Source organism: Paenibacillus jepli (genome assembly GCF_047238105.1).
Lineage (GTDB): Bacteria > Bacillota > Bacilli > Paenibacillales > Paenibacillaceae > Paenibacillus_D.
The window spans coordinates 1,334,398-1,351,648 of the sequence record NZ_JBDFMD010000001.1; the positions used below are offsets into that span (position 1 = coordinate 1,334,398).

The 17,251-nt window shown below is 59.6% G+C and carries 17 protein-coding genes; 2 read left to right on the top strand and 15 right to left on the bottom strand.

The features are described from left to right. The first annotated feature begins 111 nt into the window (after window positions 1-111). Both ABC336_RS06110 and ABC336_RS06115 read left to right on the top strand, forming a co-directional pair. Entirely contained in the window at window positions 112-606 is a 495-nt protein-coding gene (locus ABC336_RS06110; RefSeq protein ID WP_413237829.1) for a hypothetical protein, read from the top strand. Between the two features lie 35 nt (window positions 607-641). Then, window positions 642-1,538, top strand: a complete 897-nt coding sequence (locus ABC336_RS06115) for a TIGR01777 family oxidoreductase (protein WP_413237830.1) — start codon at window positions 642-644, stop codon at window positions 1,536-1,538. 93 nt (window positions 1,539-1,631) lie between these two features. Here ABC336_RS06115 and ABC336_RS06120 read toward each other — a convergent pair whose 3' ends face one another. The 15 genes from ABC336_RS06120 to ABC336_RS06190 form a co-directional block, all read right to left on the bottom strand. Then, entirely contained in the window at window positions 1,632-3,287 is a 1,656-nt protein-coding gene (locus ABC336_RS06120) for a DUF6382 domain-containing protein (RefSeq protein ID WP_413237831.1), read from the bottom strand. Between the two features lie 19 nt (window positions 3,288-3,306). Then, the gene (locus tag ABC336_RS06125; protein ID WP_413237832.1) at window positions 3,307-3,813 is read right to left on the bottom strand and encodes an A24 family peptidase; all 507 of its coding nucleotides are present in this window, start codon (window positions 3,811-3,813) and stop codon (window positions 3,307-3,309) included. Between the two features lie 27 nt (window positions 3,814-3,840). Next, window positions 3,841-4,791: a hypothetical protein gene (locus ABC336_RS06130; protein ID WP_413237833.1), complete on the bottom strand. Its 951-nt coding sequence runs from the start codon at window positions 4,789-4,791 to the stop codon at window positions 3,841-3,843. After that, a complete protein-coding gene (locus ABC336_RS06135; RefSeq protein ID WP_413237834.1) occupies window positions 4,754-6,994 on the bottom strand; it encodes a TadE/TadG family type IV pilus assembly protein in 2,241 nt (746 codons plus the stop codon). The genes ABC336_RS06130 and ABC336_RS06135 overlap by 38 nt, the downstream gene beginning before the upstream one ends. Beyond that, the gene (locus ABC336_RS06140) at window positions 6,991-7,704 is read right to left on the bottom strand and encodes a TadE/TadG family type IV pilus assembly protein (protein WP_413237835.1); all 714 of its coding nucleotides are present in this window, start codon (window positions 7,702-7,704) and stop codon (window positions 6,991-6,993) included. Before ABC336_RS06140 ends, ABC336_RS06135 begins: the two co-directional genes overlap by 4 nt. Continuing rightward, a complete protein-coding gene (locus tag ABC336_RS06145; protein ID WP_413237836.1) occupies window positions 7,701-7,886 on the bottom strand; it encodes a Flp1 family type IVb pilin in 186 nt (61 codons plus the stop codon). The genes ABC336_RS06140 and ABC336_RS06145 overlap by 4 nt, the downstream gene beginning before the upstream one ends. A gap of 35 nt (window positions 7,887-7,921) precedes the next feature. Further along, the gene (locus ABC336_RS06150) at window positions 7,922-8,803 is read right to left on the bottom strand and encodes a type II secretion system F family protein (RefSeq protein WP_413237837.1); all 882 of its coding nucleotides are present in this window, start codon (window positions 8,801-8,803) and stop codon (window positions 7,922-7,924) included. 19 nt (window positions 8,804-8,822) lie between these two features. Continuing rightward, entirely contained in the window at window positions 8,823-9,575 is a 753-nt protein-coding gene (locus ABC336_RS06155) for a type II secretion system F family protein (protein ID WP_413242447.1), read from the bottom strand. Then, the gene (locus ABC336_RS06160; RefSeq protein ID WP_413237838.1) at window positions 9,575-10,810 is read right to left on the bottom strand and encodes a TadA family conjugal transfer-associated ATPase; all 1,236 of its coding nucleotides are present in this window, start codon (window positions 10,808-10,810) and stop codon (window positions 9,575-9,577) included. Before ABC336_RS06160 ends, ABC336_RS06155 begins: the two co-directional genes overlap by 1 nt. After that, a complete protein-coding gene (locus ABC336_RS06165; RefSeq protein ID WP_413237839.1) occupies window positions 10,752-11,918 on the bottom strand; it encodes a P-loop NTPase family protein in 1,167 nt (388 codons plus the stop codon). The genes ABC336_RS06160 and ABC336_RS06165 overlap by 59 nt, the downstream gene beginning before the upstream one ends. Before the next feature lie 145 nt (window positions 11,919-12,063). After that, window positions 12,064-12,468 carry a nucleoside-diphosphate kinase gene (gene ndk / locus ABC336_RS06170; protein ID WP_413237840.1) on the bottom strand — a complete coding sequence of 135 codons (405 nt, stop codon included), beginning with the start codon at window positions 12,466-12,468 and terminating at the stop codon, window positions 12,064-12,066. A gap of 14 nt (window positions 12,469-12,482) precedes the next feature. After that, window positions 12,483-13,463 (bottom strand): class II fructose-bisphosphatase, encoded by a 981-nt coding sequence (gene glpX, locus ABC336_RS06175; protein ID WP_413237841.1) that lies wholly within the window; start codon window positions 13,461-13,463, stop codon window positions 12,483-12,485. Between the two features lie 49 nt (window positions 13,464-13,512). Further along, complete coding sequence (locus ABC336_RS06180; protein WP_413237842.1) at window positions 13,513-14,346, bottom strand: pyruvate, water dikinase regulatory protein; 834 nt, start codon at window positions 14,344-14,346, stop codon at window positions 13,513-13,515. A 12-nt stretch (window positions 14,347-14,358) separates the two neighbouring features. After that, the gene (locus ABC336_RS06185; protein ID WP_413242448.1) at window positions 14,359-14,967 is read right to left on the bottom strand and encodes a CBS domain-containing protein; all 609 of its coding nucleotides are present in this window, start codon (window positions 14,965-14,967) and stop codon (window positions 14,359-14,361) included. Window positions 14,968-15,436: 469 nt separating this feature from the next. After that, window positions 15,437-17,221 carry a M3 family oligoendopeptidase gene (locus tag ABC336_RS06190; protein ID WP_413237843.1) on the bottom strand — a complete coding sequence of 595 codons (1,785 nt, stop codon included), beginning with the start codon at window positions 17,219-17,221 and terminating at the stop codon, window positions 15,437-15,439. Window positions 17,222-17,251 lie beyond the last annotated feature (30 nt).

Consider the following 17,251-nt stretch of genomic DNA (forward strand, 5'->3'; position numbering starts at 1 on the left):
GTTTCTTGTCGCTAGCGCAGTTTGACGGGTTTGTGTCAGCTCGAGCTGTGACGATTGAGCCGCACCCTCCCAGGGTAATGAATCGTTAAACTATCAGGAGGTGTACGCATAATGAAGAAAAAAAATTCCTCTTACCTACATAGCCCCCGGATGCTGTTGTTGCTGGTGCTGGTGATCCTCATGGCCGTGACGGCTGCCTGCAGCAACAATACGGGCAATACGCCAGCCGATCCGGGTAATGAGACGGTACCGTCACCAGACAATACCCCGATAGATCCGGCACCTGAGGTCGAGCCGGAACCCGAACTGACGCCTGAGGAGCCGACGAACGCCGAGACGCCGCCGGCTCAGGAAGGCGATGTACCCGCAGAAGCCGAGACCATGGCCGGAGAGGGAACGTTCGTAGGAATCATGGACACGCATTCCATCGAGATCGAGACGGTGGACGGACCGACCGCATTTCAGTATGAGGATGCGATGACGGAAGCGATCAATGCCCTCGAACCGGATAGCCAGGTTCAGTTCGAGTATTACGAAGAAACCCAGGATGTGGGCGGTGAGCAGGTAACCCAGCTGTGGCTGGTTACGATCGAGGCCGCACAATAATTAGAGGTACAAATACAAAATAAAGGGTGAAGGCGATGAAGGTGGCGGTGACGGGCGGCAGTGGATTCGTGGGCAGCAGATTGGTAGATGCGCTCCTGGAGCGGGGCGACGAGGTATGGATTATCACGCGCTCCAAAGACAGTGTCAAAAAAAGCCATGAACGGCTTCATATAGCGACATGGGATGAGCTTGACAGCGGGCCCCGGCAGCTGGATGGCGTAGAAGCGATCGTCAATCTGGCTGGCGAATCGATCAACCAGCGCTGGACCGATAAGGCCAAGAAACGAATACTGAACTCGCGCCTGGAGGCAGCAGACCGTATCGCCAAACTGACGCACTCGCTTGCGCGACGGCCTGCCGTCGTGGTCAATGCTTCGGGCGTATCCATCTATGGTACGTCAGAGCATGAGACCTTCGATGAGACGAGCAAAGCGCGTCTGACTGACTTCCTCGCCCATGTCGTCGACCAATGGGAAGCAGCCGCAGACAAGATCGAGACCGACCGGCTTGTCAAGCTCCGGGTCAGTCTGGTACTGGGCCGGGATGGCGGCGCCTTCCCCCTGATGGCACTGCCGTATCGTCTGTTCGGGGGCGGCAGGGTCGGCAGCGGACGTCAGCCGGTTTCCTGGATCCATATGGACGATATGGTCAACCTCATCCTGTTCTGCATCGATAACGATGCCGCCGAAGGGCCTGTCAACGCCAGCAGCCCGGATCCGGTGACGAATGACCAGTTCGGCCGAGCGATCGCGCGGGCGATGGGCAGGCCGCATTGGTTTCCAGTACCGTCTGTATTGATGAAGATGCTGTTCGGCGAGCTTTCCGTCCTGCTGCTGGAAGGGCAGCGGGTGCTGCCCCGCCGGGCGCAGGAGCACGGCTTTGAATTCCGCTATCCGACCGTAGATCTGGCAATGAAGGATTTAGTCGGCTGACAGCTGGAGCACCTTTTTTCGAGATTCCGCATAAATAAATACGATTTTTCATACTCGTTATTCTGCGCCGACAGGAATTTCCCCTTGCTCCTGTCAATGGCCTTGAAACGTATAGACCGCCCCGTGGCTGCCTGCCAGCTGCAACTGGTCGCCGGGCTGGATCTGGTACAGCTTGTAAGGAATCATGGATTCGCCATTGAGCAGGCTGCCGTTGCGGGAACCCAGATCCTTGGCAGCATACCCCGCCTTTTCCTTGAGGATCTCCAAGTGAGAGCGGGACAGGCCGGAGCTGGCGTCCACGTAATCCGCATTTTCGCCGGATCGGCCGATGACGAAGCGCCCCCCTGATAACGGTACACGCTCTGCGCGCCCTTCCCACAACCGTTCCAGGTACGCTTCGCTGTGGCCGTTAAGCTGCGCGGTCATTGACGCAGCGCCCAAAAGCACGGTTTCCTCGCTTCCGGGTAACGGTGCGGGGACTGTCGGCGGGTTGACTGGCGAGTCCGGCACCTGCCAGCCTGCTGCGCTCCCTCCAGCTTCGGTGGCGGATGCGATTATAGAAGACACCGGAACAGAAACAGGACCTGAAGCAGGAACGGCAGGTGCTGCCTCAGCTTCCTCCTGCTGTCTTTCCCAGCCGCCCCACCGCCAAGCGGATTGTTCCACCTCGTAGTCCCGGATTTCCTGCTCAATGGCGCTCTCCGCTTCTAGCTTCGTCTCCTCCGCACTATCCGATCTTCGCCACACCCAATAACCGGCCGCTGCCATGAGCAGGGTCAAGCCCCCGCAGAACATGGCTCGCTGCATGGTAGGCGCATCCATATATCCGTAGCGCCACACCAATGCGGCAGCCACCGCAACGATCGCGCCAATGATAATCTTCCGTCTGGAGGCCACCCCCTCCGGCTGTTTGGTTGCCAGACTCTCGGGAGCGGGCAGATCCAATGGGTCGCGAGCAATTGCTGCTGCGGACGGCTTGGGACTACCGTGCCACGAGGCAGCCTTCACGTCCAGTGAAGGCGATGCAGCCGCAGGAGGACGCAGATCCTGCTCTCGACGAAGGGACGGCTGGGCATCCATGCGCGATTGTACCGCAGCCGGCCGAGCTTTGCTCTGCACATATGTCGACGGTTCAACTGCTCCGATCTGCTGCTTCTGTACCCGGGCCGCATCTGGCAAAGCTGCCAGGGCAGTCAGCTCCAAGAGCAGCTCGCGGATGCCGGTCCAATCCGCGCTTGATGTGCCAAGCTCGCGAAGCATTCGCTGCAGTCCGGCGCCATTGACCTGCTCGACATGGATCGTCCAACGGACAGCGAGCGCCATCAGTCTCTCTCTTACCGGCTGCTCCGGCTCTTCGCGCAGCGGCATGTATGCCAGCCCAATATCCGACCAGGCCTCGCCTACATACATGTAATGCTCATGCAGCAGGATCGCTTCGCTGCGCAGCATATAATGTTTGCAGTCATCCAGCGCTTCCACTATGGTCAGCATCAACTGGTAATATTGCCTCATCGTAAAGGGTCCTGTCTGCAGCCGATGCGACAGCATGCGTTTGCCCGCCAGTACGTAACGAAATGTGATACGCCCGTCCAGGTCGTACCAGTCCATCTTGAGCAATCGCGGCATGTCAGCCGCTTGCAGCATGCTCAGTTCCAGTTCATCCAGCTCTGCGCGCACAATCCCCGTTTCCCGGTCCAGCAACATCTCATGTCCGCGCTGCATGGCAAAATCCATCCGGAATGGTTCCATTTCGGTTCTCCTCTCCAATTCAAATCAGGAAGTAAATCAAGGCAGCCGGTGCAACTGCCAGCATAAAGGGAAAGCGCAGACGCTGCTTAGCCTCTGAGCCGTCCATCGTCCCACTGGTCCCTCCCAAACGGAACCAACTCCGCAGCACATCTACGCAACGATAGAAAAAGGGCCGATGAATCACAAGGATGATCACCCCAATCAATCCGGCAAACAATATAGAATAGCACAGCACCTGAAGGACGGCGGCTGGTCCCAGCCATGCGCCCAGCGCCCCGAACAGCTTGACATCGCCGGCACCGACACCCTTTAACAGGTATAGGATGAGAAGCGGTCCAAAGCCTGCTGCTGTGCCCAGCAGAGCCTCCGCCAGCCCGCCCCAGCCGCCCATTACCCCCTGGTACAGCAAACCGGCTAGACAGGCTGTTAAGGTCAGACGATTCGGTATGATCATCGCCCGGACATCGGTGAATAGCGCCGCCGCGACGATCAGGAGAGCAGCCGTGCCTGTGATAGTCATCATCATTAAGCTCCTTTACATTTTGAACATACACTACTGGGTATTGGCTTTGACGACATCAAAATGCATCCCGACCTGTCTGCCGTCAGGTCCTGTCACGGAGAGCTCCCAGGTCCCCGGAGTGGTATTGCCGGAGACATGCCATTCCCACTCGACATAGCCGTTCTCGTCGGCAGTCGCTTCCCCCAGATGACGCGCCTTGCTGGACCCGCTTTTGTACTGCACGGCTAGCACGACTGCCGCTCCAGGATCCGTGCGCACACTCAGTCTGGCTTTGCGGCCCGGCCTGACAGGATCTGGTTGAATGCCGATGATCTGCAGGAGGCCTGCATCGTCAACGGCCATACGCCCGGAATCGGAAGGCACCGCATCAGGAATCCATACACGCTCAGATACACGCCCGTGCAGCGTCAGAGAACGCGGCGTAAATGGCAGGCCCAGGGGATAGTCATAAGCTACCGTCAGCTCCAGGTAAGCTTCATCGCGTCCTTGCAGATCCGGCAGCTTCATATTCTCTACGCTAAGGCGCTCCACATCCAATACGCTCGGCTCAGCGACACGGCGCAGGAGCGGCTCCGCGACCCGGGAGGCCAGATACGATGAAGCCATATCCTCCACATCGCTCCAGTCGCCCGAGACGGCTGCTTCAATCAGGGCTCCTGCCGGATCGGGAAGCCACCGGGCCAGCGCCTCCGCAGCCTGTCCCATATCCGCCAGCGGCAGCCGCTGCTGCTCCGGATCGGGGCGCTTCGGCAGCCGGTCGGCTGCCAGCATGGCCGGATGAAGATGGGCGGCCGTCTGCCGGACGACCTGCGAAGCTGCATCGTTCAAAGCCATCTGCGCTGCGGCCAGCTGCACCAAAAAGATAAAAAACAACAATACGAACAAGACCAGCGGCAGCAGCAGCGCCGCCTCCAGTACGATACCCCCGCTTTCGTCCCTGCGACTACGAATAAGACCAGGCCACTGTTTTCGTTGATTCATAGCGATTCCCCGTTACCTTTCCGTCCAGCAGCCCTGTACGGGCAAGCTGCTTCATCATCCCGGGCAAAAACCACAGCCGCAGCGAAGCGGTGATCTCCGCAGAAGCCCCGGTCGGCATCATCGCCAGCCGATAGCCCGTGTTGTGTTCCATCAGGGCGATCATCCTCGACATCTTGGTCTCCGCCGAGCTCTGCACCATGAGAAATATCCGCAAATAATCCACATATCTCACATCCACCTTGGCGTATTTGGACAACTCGGTCTTGCCTGTACGCACCAGCTCCAATACATCCTCGACCGACTTGGCGATGCCATAGACAACAGCCGCAGCCAGGATCAGCAGCGGATGGCCGAGCCCGCGGCTTTCGATCAGTCCTTCCATCGTGCGGATCGCCAGCCGGACTGCAAAAATCTCGCCGTACGCGGCCGAGACGTTGCCTGCCGGATGATGAATCCCGTACAGCACATACTCCAGTTCCTGCTGGCTTACGTTAAGCGAATGGGCGAACTCCTCGCTCCCCCCGTCCGTGAACAGATTCTGAAGCTTCTGGGGCGGGAAATGCGCAAAACGCTGGGCGGCAAATTCGTTGAGATAGAGCGTATCGCGAAAGTCGGTCACTGCCTCGCCCATGCTGCCGAACAACCCGCCCAGACCGTTCATCGCTTGCTCTGCTTCCGTGCTGGCCGTCTCTTCGCTCGCATCAGAACCGCCATCGGCTGGCCCTGCGTCTCCCGTATAAGCATTAAAACGCACACTATCCTCAAAACGCGCACGCAGCTGTTCAAAAGCTTCTCTATGCTCATCGATCTGCGGGCTTAGCGACATCCGCTGCAGGAGGGCACGAGCGTCCTTCATCATCCCGGCCGCAGCAGCCTCCTTTTCTTTTTGGAGCTTGGCCGTGGGACCGTTGGCCGGAAGCTTGAGGTGTCGCTGCTCTAGCACTGTACCGGGCTGGGAATAACGCGTGATATAGCTTGTAAAGCTGAGGTTCAGACTGCCAAGCGACTCCTCGAGCATAGGATGGGCAGACAAGCTGTTGAGGGCTGCGTTGACCGTCGCCCGAAAGGCGTTGCCCTCCATCTCTACCGCCCGGAAGTCAGTCAACTGTTCGCGAATCTCGGTCTTGTATAATTCAAAATAGTCATCTGCCAGCACTAGATCATCGGCCATCTTGCGAATGCTGACCAACTCCTCGCTTACCTCGGAAGTTACCCCATCCCCCGACACGCCCGGACTATCTGCGTTTTGCAAGCGGTCGTAGCCGCCGGGTGCCGAAGCAGCAGCAGACTTTGCCAGCTCATGCATTGCGCGGTTGGCATCTTGCGCCTTCTCCACCTCTGCTATTGCCTCTTGCAGGAGCGGATCTTGGCGAACAAGCGCTCTAGAGGCTGCTTGATAGATCTCGTCGGCCGTACTGCGGGCCGAAGACTGATAGGCTGCGATTGCTGCGGCATATAGCAGACCGGTACCGTCCTCCGTACGCGCATCACTGGCCAGCCAAGCCGTGTAATTGCCATATTCGGCCACGATTCCCCAGGCTGTCTGGTCGTTCAAATGCGAGCCGATCGTGGTCGGAATCAGCTTCTTCAACCCGGAATCAGCACCGATGGCAGCCACTGTGCGCTGCAAGGTCAAGGCTTCCTTTAGCGCTTTCTCCCGCGACTCGTACAACTTGCGCATCTGCTCCAACAAATTGACGGTCGCAGTCGCCTCTTTCATCGCGCCGGAGAGCGGCTTGAAGCGGGAGATCATGTCCATTGTGAAGTCAATCGGCGCTTTGTATTTCATCTCTTCTAGCACCTGTCGTTTGAACACGTCATGGGTGCCCATCACCTGCGACGGGTTGACGTGCGAAGCCTCCCGCTCCATCGGCAGCAGCTGGAATCCCCCTTCGGGGGATGTCAAGCTTTGGTCCGCGACCCGCTCCAAAATGCCGTCTGCATCCGAACCGCCGCGCGCAAACAGGCCGTACCGGCTGTAGAGCATCTCATCATACGCGGACAGCACAGAGCGGATGCCGCTTTGAGCCGCGATCTCCAGCTTACGGTCAGCTGCCGCAATGCGGCCGAAATCGATAAGCACCGCCGTGAACAGGAGAATGCCGGCCATGACCAGCGAGAAGAAGACGGTGATCGCGCCGTCGGGGCTGCCAAAAAAATCGCGGCGACGGGGTTTGGAGGATTGCTTGGTGTGCAGAGTCATTGCTTGCCGCCTCCTTTGGCGGCGCGGCCGCGCAGGATCTCTGCCGCCTGCGACCGCTTCGCATTGGTATCTGCGCCATCGCCGAACTTGGCCGTGTAGTACCTAACCAGATCAACGCTGCGAATGAACTCCACCGGATCAACGACTGTACCCGCGGCCCGGGCCTGGGGCTCCGAATGGCCGATCAGATACTCCAATGGCGCGATCCGGATCGGCTGCCTCACCCGTGCAGTCACGGTACGCTGCAGCAAGCCGCCTTCAAAGGTCAGGTCCCCCCCATATGCTTCAGGGATGAAGACGGCGGCTGCCGACAGCTTAGTAGTCGGCAGCCCCCCTTCACTTGTTCCACCATCAGGCAGTTGTACCCGCACGGGCTCCGTGTCCGCCACCAGACCGAACAGCGAATCCAGCATATGATCATCGTGAAGCCGCCAATAGAGCGCATCATACTGGCCGGCAGGCGCCAGTCCGCTCATCGCATCCCGGTGGCTGTTGTCCCAGCTGTGAGCCGCCCGGCCGGCGGTCAGCGAAGCGCTGTGATAAAGCACGACCTTCTGATAGACATACATGCTCATGAATAGCATCGCCAGCAGGGCTACTAACACTGCGGGGAAGACGAGGCTGGCTTCGATGGTGAAGCTTCCTCGCTCGCCACGGACAAGAGAACGCAGCGAGCGAGAGCTTTTGATGGAATAGAGCGCCGCCATCATTCAAAAATTTCGTTTGCCTTGCCTTCCGCTTGGCCCAATAATCTTTCTACCAATTCCATGATCCAATCCTTAAAAAGAAGGGCAATCAATATAACAACCGCAATAATCAACACAATCTCCAGCGTCCCGATCCCGTCTTCCTCGTCCCAAAATTGCTTCACAGCCTGGTTCAAATTCATCATCCTTGCTTCACACTCCTCAGTTTGTAGGTAACCACTCAAGACATCATCAATATCGCGGGCGAAGCCACGATGACCATCAGCACCATGAAAATGACCACTAGCGGAAAGACCAGCTTGGAGGAAGCCTCCTCGCCCAAGGTGCGGGAGACCGACTTGCGCTTTTCCCACAGCATATAGGACAACTCCCGCAGCGAGAGCCGGAGCCGGTCGCCGCCGCGCCTGTAGTTGAGCAGCAGATTGGTCGTGAACATCGACACCTCCTGGACGGCACAGCGCTTGCTGAAGCCCTCCAGCGCAATATGAAAAGCGACGCCATTGTGCATGTCGCGGCACATCCGGGTCAGCTCCGCATACAGCGGATGACCGGCGGCCGTTTCCTTGACATGGCTCGCCTGACAACGCAGCAGCGCCCGCTGGAGCGTCTCGCCGGCGCCGATCAACAGCATCAGATGACTGATCAGCTCCGGCATCGCCAGCAGCACTTCCTGCCTGCGGCGCTGGATGCGCGTCTTCAGGTCGCGGAGCTTGGCCGCAGGGATGATGCCGGCGATCACCGCGCCGATCGCCAGGATCGCCGGCTCCCCGCTCTGCCAGGCCATTAGAGCCGCAACTGTCAAGGCCGCATAGCCATAAGAAACGGCCAGCGCCAGCTCACGCTTCGTGTCGTCGAACGTGTGGCGTTCGCCGTTTAGGATAAGCAAACGGCTGTGCAGAATCGTCAGGAAAGACTGCAGCTGTTCCCAAAGATTGAAGCGTTCGGCTGCCGCCAGCCACGGCAGCGTAAGATGCCAAGCAAGCGGTTCATTGCGCTTGCCCCGCGGGCCGCCTCGTGTCTGTCTTAGCTGCAGCGCCGCCCAGCCGTATCCGGTTGCCCAAAGGATCACCAGCAAGGCTGCGGCAAATTGCGCCAGCACCATAGCCCCCTCCTCCTTTCCCTCAGATGCGAATCGCCATCAGCCTGATCATGAACCAGTAGCACAGGCCGAGCACCACCAGGCACACTGTCAGCAGCACGTAGCCGATAGGACTCGCGTAGAGCGGCGCCATGTAGTCCGGCGCAGCAGCGGCCAGGAAGCCCAGGAAGATAAACGGAATCGCCATCATAATGCGGCTCTCAAACTTCTTTTGCGCGATCATCACCCCGAGCTCCAACTGAATATCCAGCTTCTCGCCGATGGTCTGCGAGGTCGACCGGATAATCTCGACCAGGTCTCCTCCGGTACGTTTGCCTGTCGCAAATACATCAACGAAATGGGTAATATCTTCGACCCCCGCACGCTCGCTGAATTGCCGCAGCACCGGCTCCAGCGACTCGCCGTTGTCCAGCCGGATCCGGATCATCGTAAACTCGCGCAGGATGTCCGTCCGCGAATCGGGGTAGATCAGCTGCAGGTCGCCCGCGAGCGAACGGAAGGCATTCTCCACCGAGCGTCCTGCCGCTAATGAAGAGGTGAGTGAAGCGAGCGCCTCCTTGAACTGCAATCGGAGCCGCTGACGCCGCTGCTCCGCCAACACCTGGCGCCACCACCTAGGCATCAAGAGCCCTGCTGCGGCACACACACATGCCACAATGATGGAACGATAGAACAAATACGACGCTGCGAATGCGATCAAGGCCCCCACAGCTACCGCCAATACATGCTGACCTTGGCTCAGCTGGTAGACCCGGTAATCGGTCAGCTCCGGCATCACCCGCTCCCCCTCCCCGCAAGTCCCGCCATCTGCAGCTTGGCTATGTGCCGCATCGCCTCACCCGTCGTCTGCAGCGACCCGACGATCCGTCCCTCATGCTCTCCCTCTTCGACGAACCGGTACAGGGAGCGCGTCCGCACCTCTCCATCTTCCAACCCGGTGACTTCGCTGATCTCCGTCACTCTGCGGCTGCGGTCCCGCAGCCGGGAGAGGTGGATCATCACATCGATCGCCGAAGCAATCTGCTGCCGGATGACGGGAATCGGCAGCTCGGCAGCGCTCAGCACCATCGTCTCCAGCCGACCTATCATGTCTCGGGTGTTGTTAGCATGGCCGGTGGATAGCGAACCGTCATGTCCGGTATTCATGGCCTGCAGCATATCCAACGCCTCGCCGCCCCGGACCTCGCCGACGACGATCCGGGAGGGCCGCATCCGCAGCGAAGCCCGGATGAGCTCCCGCATCGGGATCTCGCCCTTGCCTTCCGTATTGGCGTTGCGCGTCTCCAGCGACACCAGGTTGGGCACGGTACGGATCTGCAGCTCCGCCGAGTCCTCGATCGTGACGATCCGCTCATCCGCCGGGATGAACTGGGATAGTGCATTGAGGAACGTTGTCTTGCCCGAGCCGGTGCCGCCGCTGATGAAGATGTTGTACTTGGCGACGACCAGCTTGCGCAGCAGCTCAGCAGCTTCTTCGCTGACCGCTCCCATCCGGATCAGATCCGCCATCAGGAGCGGCTGCTCGGGGAACTTGCGGATCGTCATCGTCGGGCCCTTGAGCGCGATCGGCGGCAGGACGACATGAACACGGGATCCGTCAGGCAGCCTGGCGTCGACGATCGGCGAAGACTCGTTGACGACGCGGTTGACGCGGGCCACCACGCTCTGGATCAGATCCTCCAGCCGCTCCCGGCTCTCGAAAGCATGAGGATAACGGCTCATCCCTCCCCCCTGTTCGATGAAGATATCATCATAATCGTTGATCATGATCTCGGTTACTGCCGGATCGTCCATCAGCGGCTGGAGGACATCAAGTCCGCGGAACGAGTGAAACAGTCTGCGGACGAGCTGCAGCTTCTCCGTCGATGTCATCGCAGCGGAGCCCTCCCATCTGAAGACGGCCTGCTCGATAAGGTCTGTCAGCTCGCTGTCGGTCACCGCGCCGACCAGATCAATGCGCTCGCGAATATGGCTCCTCAGCCCCAGCACCACCTCCTCTGCTACGATCAACAGCTTCGCCTCCCTCCGGCCAGATCAGCTGGCGGATCAGCACGTCCACCGCTTGACGGTACTGCGGGGAGGCAAACGGTACAGGCGACGGATCAGGCGCCTGCCACTGCGGCACCAGCGGGAGCGTGCCATCCGTATGCCAACCTGCTGTCACAGGACGGCTATCCGCCTCCGGGCCGACCCGGATCATCCGGAGCCGGCTCATCAGCAAATGCGCAGTGGACCCGCTGAGCTTCTTCAACTGCTCCAGCGCATAGCCGGTCTTGCCGCGGACTGCGGCATCGTCGGAGCAAAGCCAGAACACCAGCTGCGAAGCTCTGGCTACGTGCGCATACACGTCATCCATCCAGCTGTCCATATCCACCACGATCAGCTCGTACTCGCCGCCGCTGGCGATCGTCTCCAGCAGCGAAGCCGCGACCGTACCAGTCAATGCGCTGCGTTCACCGGACCCCTGCGGCGGCGGGAACGTATCGCAGTGCAGGAGCGGATGCGGTCTGCGCAGTTCCCTGAACCTGGCATACGCCTGGTCCGGCTGGGCCTGGAGGCCGTAGAGCATCCGCGAGAAGCCGTCGTCAGCCGCGTCTCCGAGCGCTGCACCGACCGCATTCCACTGCTCGAGGTTGAGATAGAACACCTTCTTGTGCTGCATCGCCGCTGCTCTGGCCAGATGCAGGGCCAGCGTCGTCTTGCCGATCCCGCCTACCGCCGAATAAACCGCAGCGACGAGCGGCGAGCCCTGCTTCCTGATCGGCTGGACGCTGCTTCCGGCAGCTTCCCTGTGCAGCGCCGTCAACTGCTGCAGGAGCTGTGGAAGCGGCTGAAACTGCAGCACTTCGCTTCCCCGCTCCCCTCCTCCGTGCTGGCGAACCAGCTCGGCTACGACTGCGCCGGAGGACAGCAGCTCACCCGTTTCCTCAAGAAACACTGGCTGTGCCAGCAGCAGATCTGCAGGATAACCATTTTTGAGATATTGCTTTAGCGCCGGTGGATGCGAAAACGCCGTCACCTGCCAGCTGGCACCGAACTCTGCATCCCGCATATAGGATGCCAGCCGCTGGATATAGTCCTGTTCTTTCGCCGCGATGATCAGATGGCCTTGTTTCATGCGGGTGTCTCCTTTCCTTCCGGGACAACGCAAAAAAGCACCGTAAATTACGCATGCGCTGCGTAATGTACGGTGCTTCCGTCACGTGTTCCCTGTTTATTTGGTCCTACTATATCATATTTCTTCCAATTCCGTCAACGGTAACTTACTCCCCGCCGAAGAACAGCCCGATCTCGCGCTCGGCGCTCTGCGGCGAGTCGGCGCCGTGCACGACGTTGCTGTCGACGATCAAGGCGTAATCGCCGCGGATCGTGCCGGGCGCCGCCTCCGCCGGATTGGTCTTGCCGATCAGCGTACGCGCATGGGTAACCGCCTTGTCGCCTTCCCAGATCATCGCAAATACCGGACCGGAAGTAATAAAGTCGACGAGCTCGCCGAAGAACGCTTTTTCCTTGTGCTCCTGGTAGTGCTGTTCCGCTAGCGCCGTAGGGATCGTCATTACCTTGGCCGCTTTGAGCTGCAAACCCTTCTTCTCAAAACGGCTGACGATATCGCCGATCAGCCCCCGCTCGAATCCATCCGGCTTTACCATGACAAATGTTCTTTCCACCCGTGAACACCCCTTTACTTGGATTGGTTGTCGCCTCTGAGCAATGCTTTGTTCGGCAAATAGTGCAGCGAACGGATATAACGGATCGTCTGCGTCTTCACCCGCATGACTACCGAGTGGGTCTCGGCCCGCTGGTCGGGCAGATAGCGGACCCCGCCGAGAAATTCGCCCGGCGTCACGCCCGTCGCGGTGAAGATCACATCGCCGGTGCCGACCATATCATCCATGCTGAGCACCCGCTTCGGCTCGGTGATCCCCATCGCCACACAGCGTTCGAACTGCTCCTCGTCCTCGGGCATCAGCCGGCCCTGAATCTCGCCACCCAGACACTTGAGCGCCGCGGCCGCGAGCACGCCTTCCGGCGCACCGCCCGAGCCAACGTACAGATCGATGCCCGTCTCGGGAAACGCCGGTGCCATCGCCCCGGCCACATCGCCGGCCGAGAGAAATTTGATCCGCACGCCAGCCTCTCTCAAATCCTGCACCAACTCCGCATGCCGCGGCCGGTCCAGCAGGATCACTGTCAGGTCCGAGAGCGGTTTATTCAGTGCCAGCGCGGCCTTCTCCACCGTGGTGCGGATCGGATCGCGGATGCTCAGCTTGCCAGCCAATGCCGGGCCTACCGCAAGCTTCTCCATATACATATCCGGTGCGTGCAGCAGCTGGCCCTGCGGTGCGATAGCCAGAACGGACATCGCATTGTTCAGACCCATGGCGACGATCTCCGTCCCCTCCAGCGGGTCGACCGCGACATCGACGGCCGGTCCCTGGAGATTGCCTACTTGCTCGCCAATGTAGAGCATCGGCGCTTCATCCATCTCGCCTTCCCCTATTACCACTGTTCCCTGGATCGTAATCGAGTCAAACATCCGCCGCATCGCCTCTGTCGCCGCGCCGTCGGCGCTGTTCTTGTCGCCTCTGCCCATCCAGGGCGCGGCTGCCAGAGCAGCCAGTTCCGTAACCCGGACCAACTCTAGCGCTAGCTCTCGTTCCATTATGATTCCTCCTCACCATCTCGGAAGTGCTCCCTCCGGCAGTCTGAGATTATCTGTCGTATTGCGGCGTACGCTCCCGCTCATGCATCCAAGTCACGATAATCCCAGCCGTCTCCTCAATCGCCCGGTCTGTCACATCGATAACCGGACAACTCAGCGACCGCATCACTTCATAAGCATACCGCAGCTCCTCGTGGATACGCTCTTCCGACGCATAACGCGAGACGGCGGGCAGGCCCATCGACTTCAGACGCTCGGAGCGGATCTTGACCATCTGGGCAGGATCCATCGTCAGGCCGACGATGAGGCGCTCCGCCGATGGGATGAGCTCGGCCGGCGGCTTCACCTCCGGCATGAGCGGGAGATTGGCCACTTTGATGCCCTTGTGGGCCAGGTAGATGCTGAGCGGCGTCTTCGACGTCCGCGAGACGCCGATCAGCACTACTTCGGCCTGCAGCAGGCCGCGCGCATCCTTGCCATCGTCAAAGTTAACCGCGAACTCCACCGCATCGATCCGTTGATAATAAGCGTCGTCGAGCGTGTGCAGCAGCCCCGGCTCACGCCTCGGCAAGCCGTTAAAAGTGTCTATGTAGGCCTGCATCATCGGCCCCATCACATCGACGATCCGCACGCCCCGCTGCTGAGCTTCCTCCTTCATCATCTCGCGCAGCTCAGGCTGCACCAGCGTGAACGCGATGAAACCGCCGGCCGCTGCTGCCTCGCGCACGATGGCCGCGATCTCCTCCTCGCTGCGGATGTGGCCGTAGCGCTGCAGTTTGACGTCTTCTGCCGCAAACTGGCGCATCGCCGCTCTGGCTACTGCTTCTGCTGTTTCTCCTACGGCATCCGAACAGACATAGATGATCCGCTGCTGTTGTGTCAACGTATGTTCCCCCTATTCCGCTGCTGTCACCAGATCCTTCAGTAGATGAATGACATTGGTCTTCGTTACCCAGCCTACCGCCTCAGCTCCCTCCTCCTTGCGCTCAAGGACAGGCAGACAGTCCAGCTGATGCGTAATCATCTTCCTGACGGCTTCAGTGACAGGATCGTCGGGATGCACGGTAACAATATTCGGATAACGGGTCATGACCATGCTGACCGGTATTGTCGCGGCACTCGAATTGCCCAGTGTGACCTTCAGCAGATCCTTTGGCGTGACGATGCCCATAAAATGGTTATGCTCGCCCACGACGAGCAGCGTATTGGCGTTCTCCATGAACAGTGTAACTACCGCGTCATGCACCGACAACGATTCCACGATGCTGACGGGCACGCCCTGCATGTCACGGACCTTCATGGTCTTCAGTCCCTGCAAGGCAGCATTGTCCTGCCGGTAGGCCGTGCCTAGAAAATAGCCCACCTTGGGCTTGGCGTCCAGCAAGCCCAGCATGACCAGGAGCGACAGATCCGAACGGAGCGTCGGTCTGCTGACGCCCAGCATCTCGGCGAGCTGCTCGCCAATGATCGGCGCGTGCTGCTTGACAATATTCATGATCTCCAACTGACGCGCTGACAGCTCGATGCCGCATCCCCCCCTATATGATGGCAATATTCGGTTGAACCACTTGTCTAAACTACAGTAAACCGAGTTGCTTTGCGTAATTAATGTATCATATATATAATTAATACACAACATATATCGATTATGACCGCATATAATCAAACTTTACCCTTGTAGATACCGTTATTATACCTCGCCCGGTGCCAGCAAGCTGTGATTCTCATCACGTCGGAGCTGCGAGACGGACACAGCAGAGCCTATTTCCCACGATCCACCCCCAAACGCCGCATTTGCGGACAGATGTTATTTGAGCCGAAACCTCGGATTCGGACCGCTTTTTCGAGGAATAAGGGATCGTCTGTCCGTTCGCCCTCCCCAAATCGTTAATTTGCGGAAATAGGCGCGACTGGGTCCGCAGGGAGATACAAAAAAAGCCTGCCGGGGAAACCTCCCCGGCAAGCCTCTCGCTTTACTCCGTCATCTCCAAAAACGTATGAATATCCCGCACCGTCAGAGCAACCGCGCTGCGCCAAAAGTCCGGCTGCTCCAACGAGACGCCGAGGTGCTTTTGCGCCAGCTCCTCCACATTCATCCGGCCGGTGTCGCGCAGCAGTTCCACATAACGTCCGGCAAAAGATGAACCTTCCTCCAGCGCACGGGCATAGAGGCCGGTGCTGAACAGGTAGCCGAACGTATAAGGAAAGTTGTAGAACGGCACGTCCGTCAGATAGAAATGCAGCTTGGACGCCCAGAAGGCCGGATGCTTCCGCCCGATTGCCCCGCCGAATGCTTCCTCCTGCGCTTCCTCCATCAACGCATTCAACTCATCCGCTGACAAGGTGCCCTCCGCTCTGCGCTCGTAGAATGCCGTTTCAAACCGGAAGCGGGCGTAGATGTTCATGTAGAATGCCACCGTACGCTGAATCTTGTCTTCGAGCAATACCAGCTTCTCTTGCGGGTCCGCTGCCTCCTGCATGGCGGAGTCTGCAACGATCAGCTCGGCAAACGTAGATGCCGTCTCCGCCACATTCATGGCGTATTCCTGGGCCATCGGCGGCAGATCGTTCATCACGTGCTGATGATAGGCATGCCCCAGCTCGTGAGCCAGCGTCGCCACATTGGACGCTGTGCCCGAGTAGGTCATGAAGATCCGGGTCTGCCCGGTCTTCGGGAAGGAGGTGCAGAAGCCGCCCGGCCGCTTGCCCGGGCGATCCTCCGCCTCGATCCAGCCGTCCCGGAAAGCCAGCTCCGCGAAGTCTGCCATCTGCGGATCGAAAGCCCGGAAGCGCTGGATGATGAAGCTCGCCGCTTCCTCATAGCCGATCGTCTTGTCCGCTTGGCCGATCGGTGCCTCCACATCGTGCCAATCCAGCCGCTCCATGCCCAGCAGCCTGGCTTTGCGCTCCAGGTAGGCCGTCAACTCGGACTTGCTCTCGTCGATGGCGGACCACATCGCGGACAGGACCGCTTCGCTCATCCGGTTCATCTGCAGCGGCTCTTGGAGCACCGAAGCCCATCCACGCTGCTTGTAGAGCTGCAGCCGGAAGCCGGCAAGCCGGTTGAGCGCATCCGCGCAGAGCACCGACTGCTCGCCCCAGACCCGCTCCCACTCATCAAATGCCGCCGCCCGCACCGCCCGATCGGGATGCGAGAGCAGATTGTGCATCTGGCCCGCAGACAGCTCCTTCGATTCGCCAGCCTCGGGAGGGGAGACAAAACGGGCCCCGGAGACGATCGTATTGTACAGCTCCCCCCACCCATGATAACCATCCACCGCCAAGCTGCTGACAAGCGCCTCCTGGGCGGGCGGCAGCTTCATCCGGGCGAGCTCGCGCCGTTCCGTCAGATAGAAAGCCGCATCCGCCAGCTGCGGCTGCCTTACCCACGCTTCCCATGCTGCATCGGGAAGCTGGCGCAGGGCATCGTCAAAGCTGGTCAGTGCGCGTCCGAATTCGGCTGCCAGCGTCTGCACCCGATGATTGAGGCGCGCCGCGCCGGAGTCTTTCATCTGCTCGGCCAGCAGACAGGAGACGAAGGACTCCGCTTCGCGGAGCCGCTCCAGAATCGATTGAACGGCCGCTGTCCACATGAGCAATTGTTCATCTGTCGCCGTGCCCGTGCGCCCCGCCGTCTCGTCAGCCAGCCGCGCGATCTCGCGCGTCAGTGTATCCAGCTCCGCACTGAAGCTCTCGGAGGATGACCCCCCGGCGAAAAATACGTCCAGATCCCATCTCGTGGGCAATGCCTTCTCCATTACTATCGCTCCTCATGATTCGGGCTGATG

Coding starts and splice junctions, on each gene's coding strand:
- ABC336_RS06110 (WP_413237829.1), top strand. CDS start 112: ATGAAGAAAAAAAATTCCTCTTACCTACATAGCCCCCGGATGCTGTTG.
- ABC336_RS06115 (WP_413237830.1), top strand. CDS start 642: ATGAAGGTGGCGGTGACGGGCGGCAGTGGATTCGTGGGCAGCAGATTG.
- ABC336_RS06120 (WP_413237831.1), bottom strand. CDS start 3,287: ATGGAACCATTCCGGATGGATTTTGCCATGCAGCGCGGACATGAGATG.
- ABC336_RS06125 (WP_413237832.1), bottom strand. CDS start 3,813: ATGATGATGACTATCACAGGCACGGCTGCTCTCCTGATCGTCGCGGCG.
- ABC336_RS06130 (WP_413237833.1), bottom strand. CDS start 4,791: ATGAATCAACGAAAACAGTGGCCTGGTCTTATTCGTAGTCGCAGGGAC.
- ABC336_RS06135 (WP_413237834.1), bottom strand. CDS start 6,994: ATGACTCTGCACACCAAGCAATCCTCCAAACCCCGTCGCCGCGATTTT.
- ABC336_RS06140 (WP_413237835.1), bottom strand. CDS start 7,704: ATGATGGCGGCGCTCTATTCCATCAAAAGCTCTCGCTCGCTGCGTTCT.
- ABC336_RS06145 (WP_413237836.1), bottom strand. CDS start 7,886: ATGATGAATTTGAACCAGGCTGTGAAGCAATTTTGGGACGAGGAAGAC.
- ABC336_RS06150 (WP_413237837.1), bottom strand. CDS start 8,803: ATGGTGCTGGCGCAATTTGCCGCAGCCTTGCTGGTGATCCTTTGGGCA.
- ABC336_RS06155 (WP_413242447.1), bottom strand. CDS start 9,575: ATGCCGGAGCTGACCGATTACCGGGTCTACCAGCTGAGCCAAGGTCAG.
- ABC336_RS06165 (WP_413237839.1), bottom strand. CDS start 11,918: ATGAAACAAGGCCATCTGATCATCGCGGCGAAAGAACAGGACTATATC.
- glpX (WP_413237841.1), bottom strand. CDS start 13,463: ATGGAACGAGAGCTAGCGCTAGAGTTGGTCCGGGTTACGGAACTGGCT.
- ABC336_RS06190 (WP_413237843.1), bottom strand. CDS start 17,221: ATGGAGAAGGCATTGCCCACGAGATGGGATCTGGACGTATTTTTCGCC.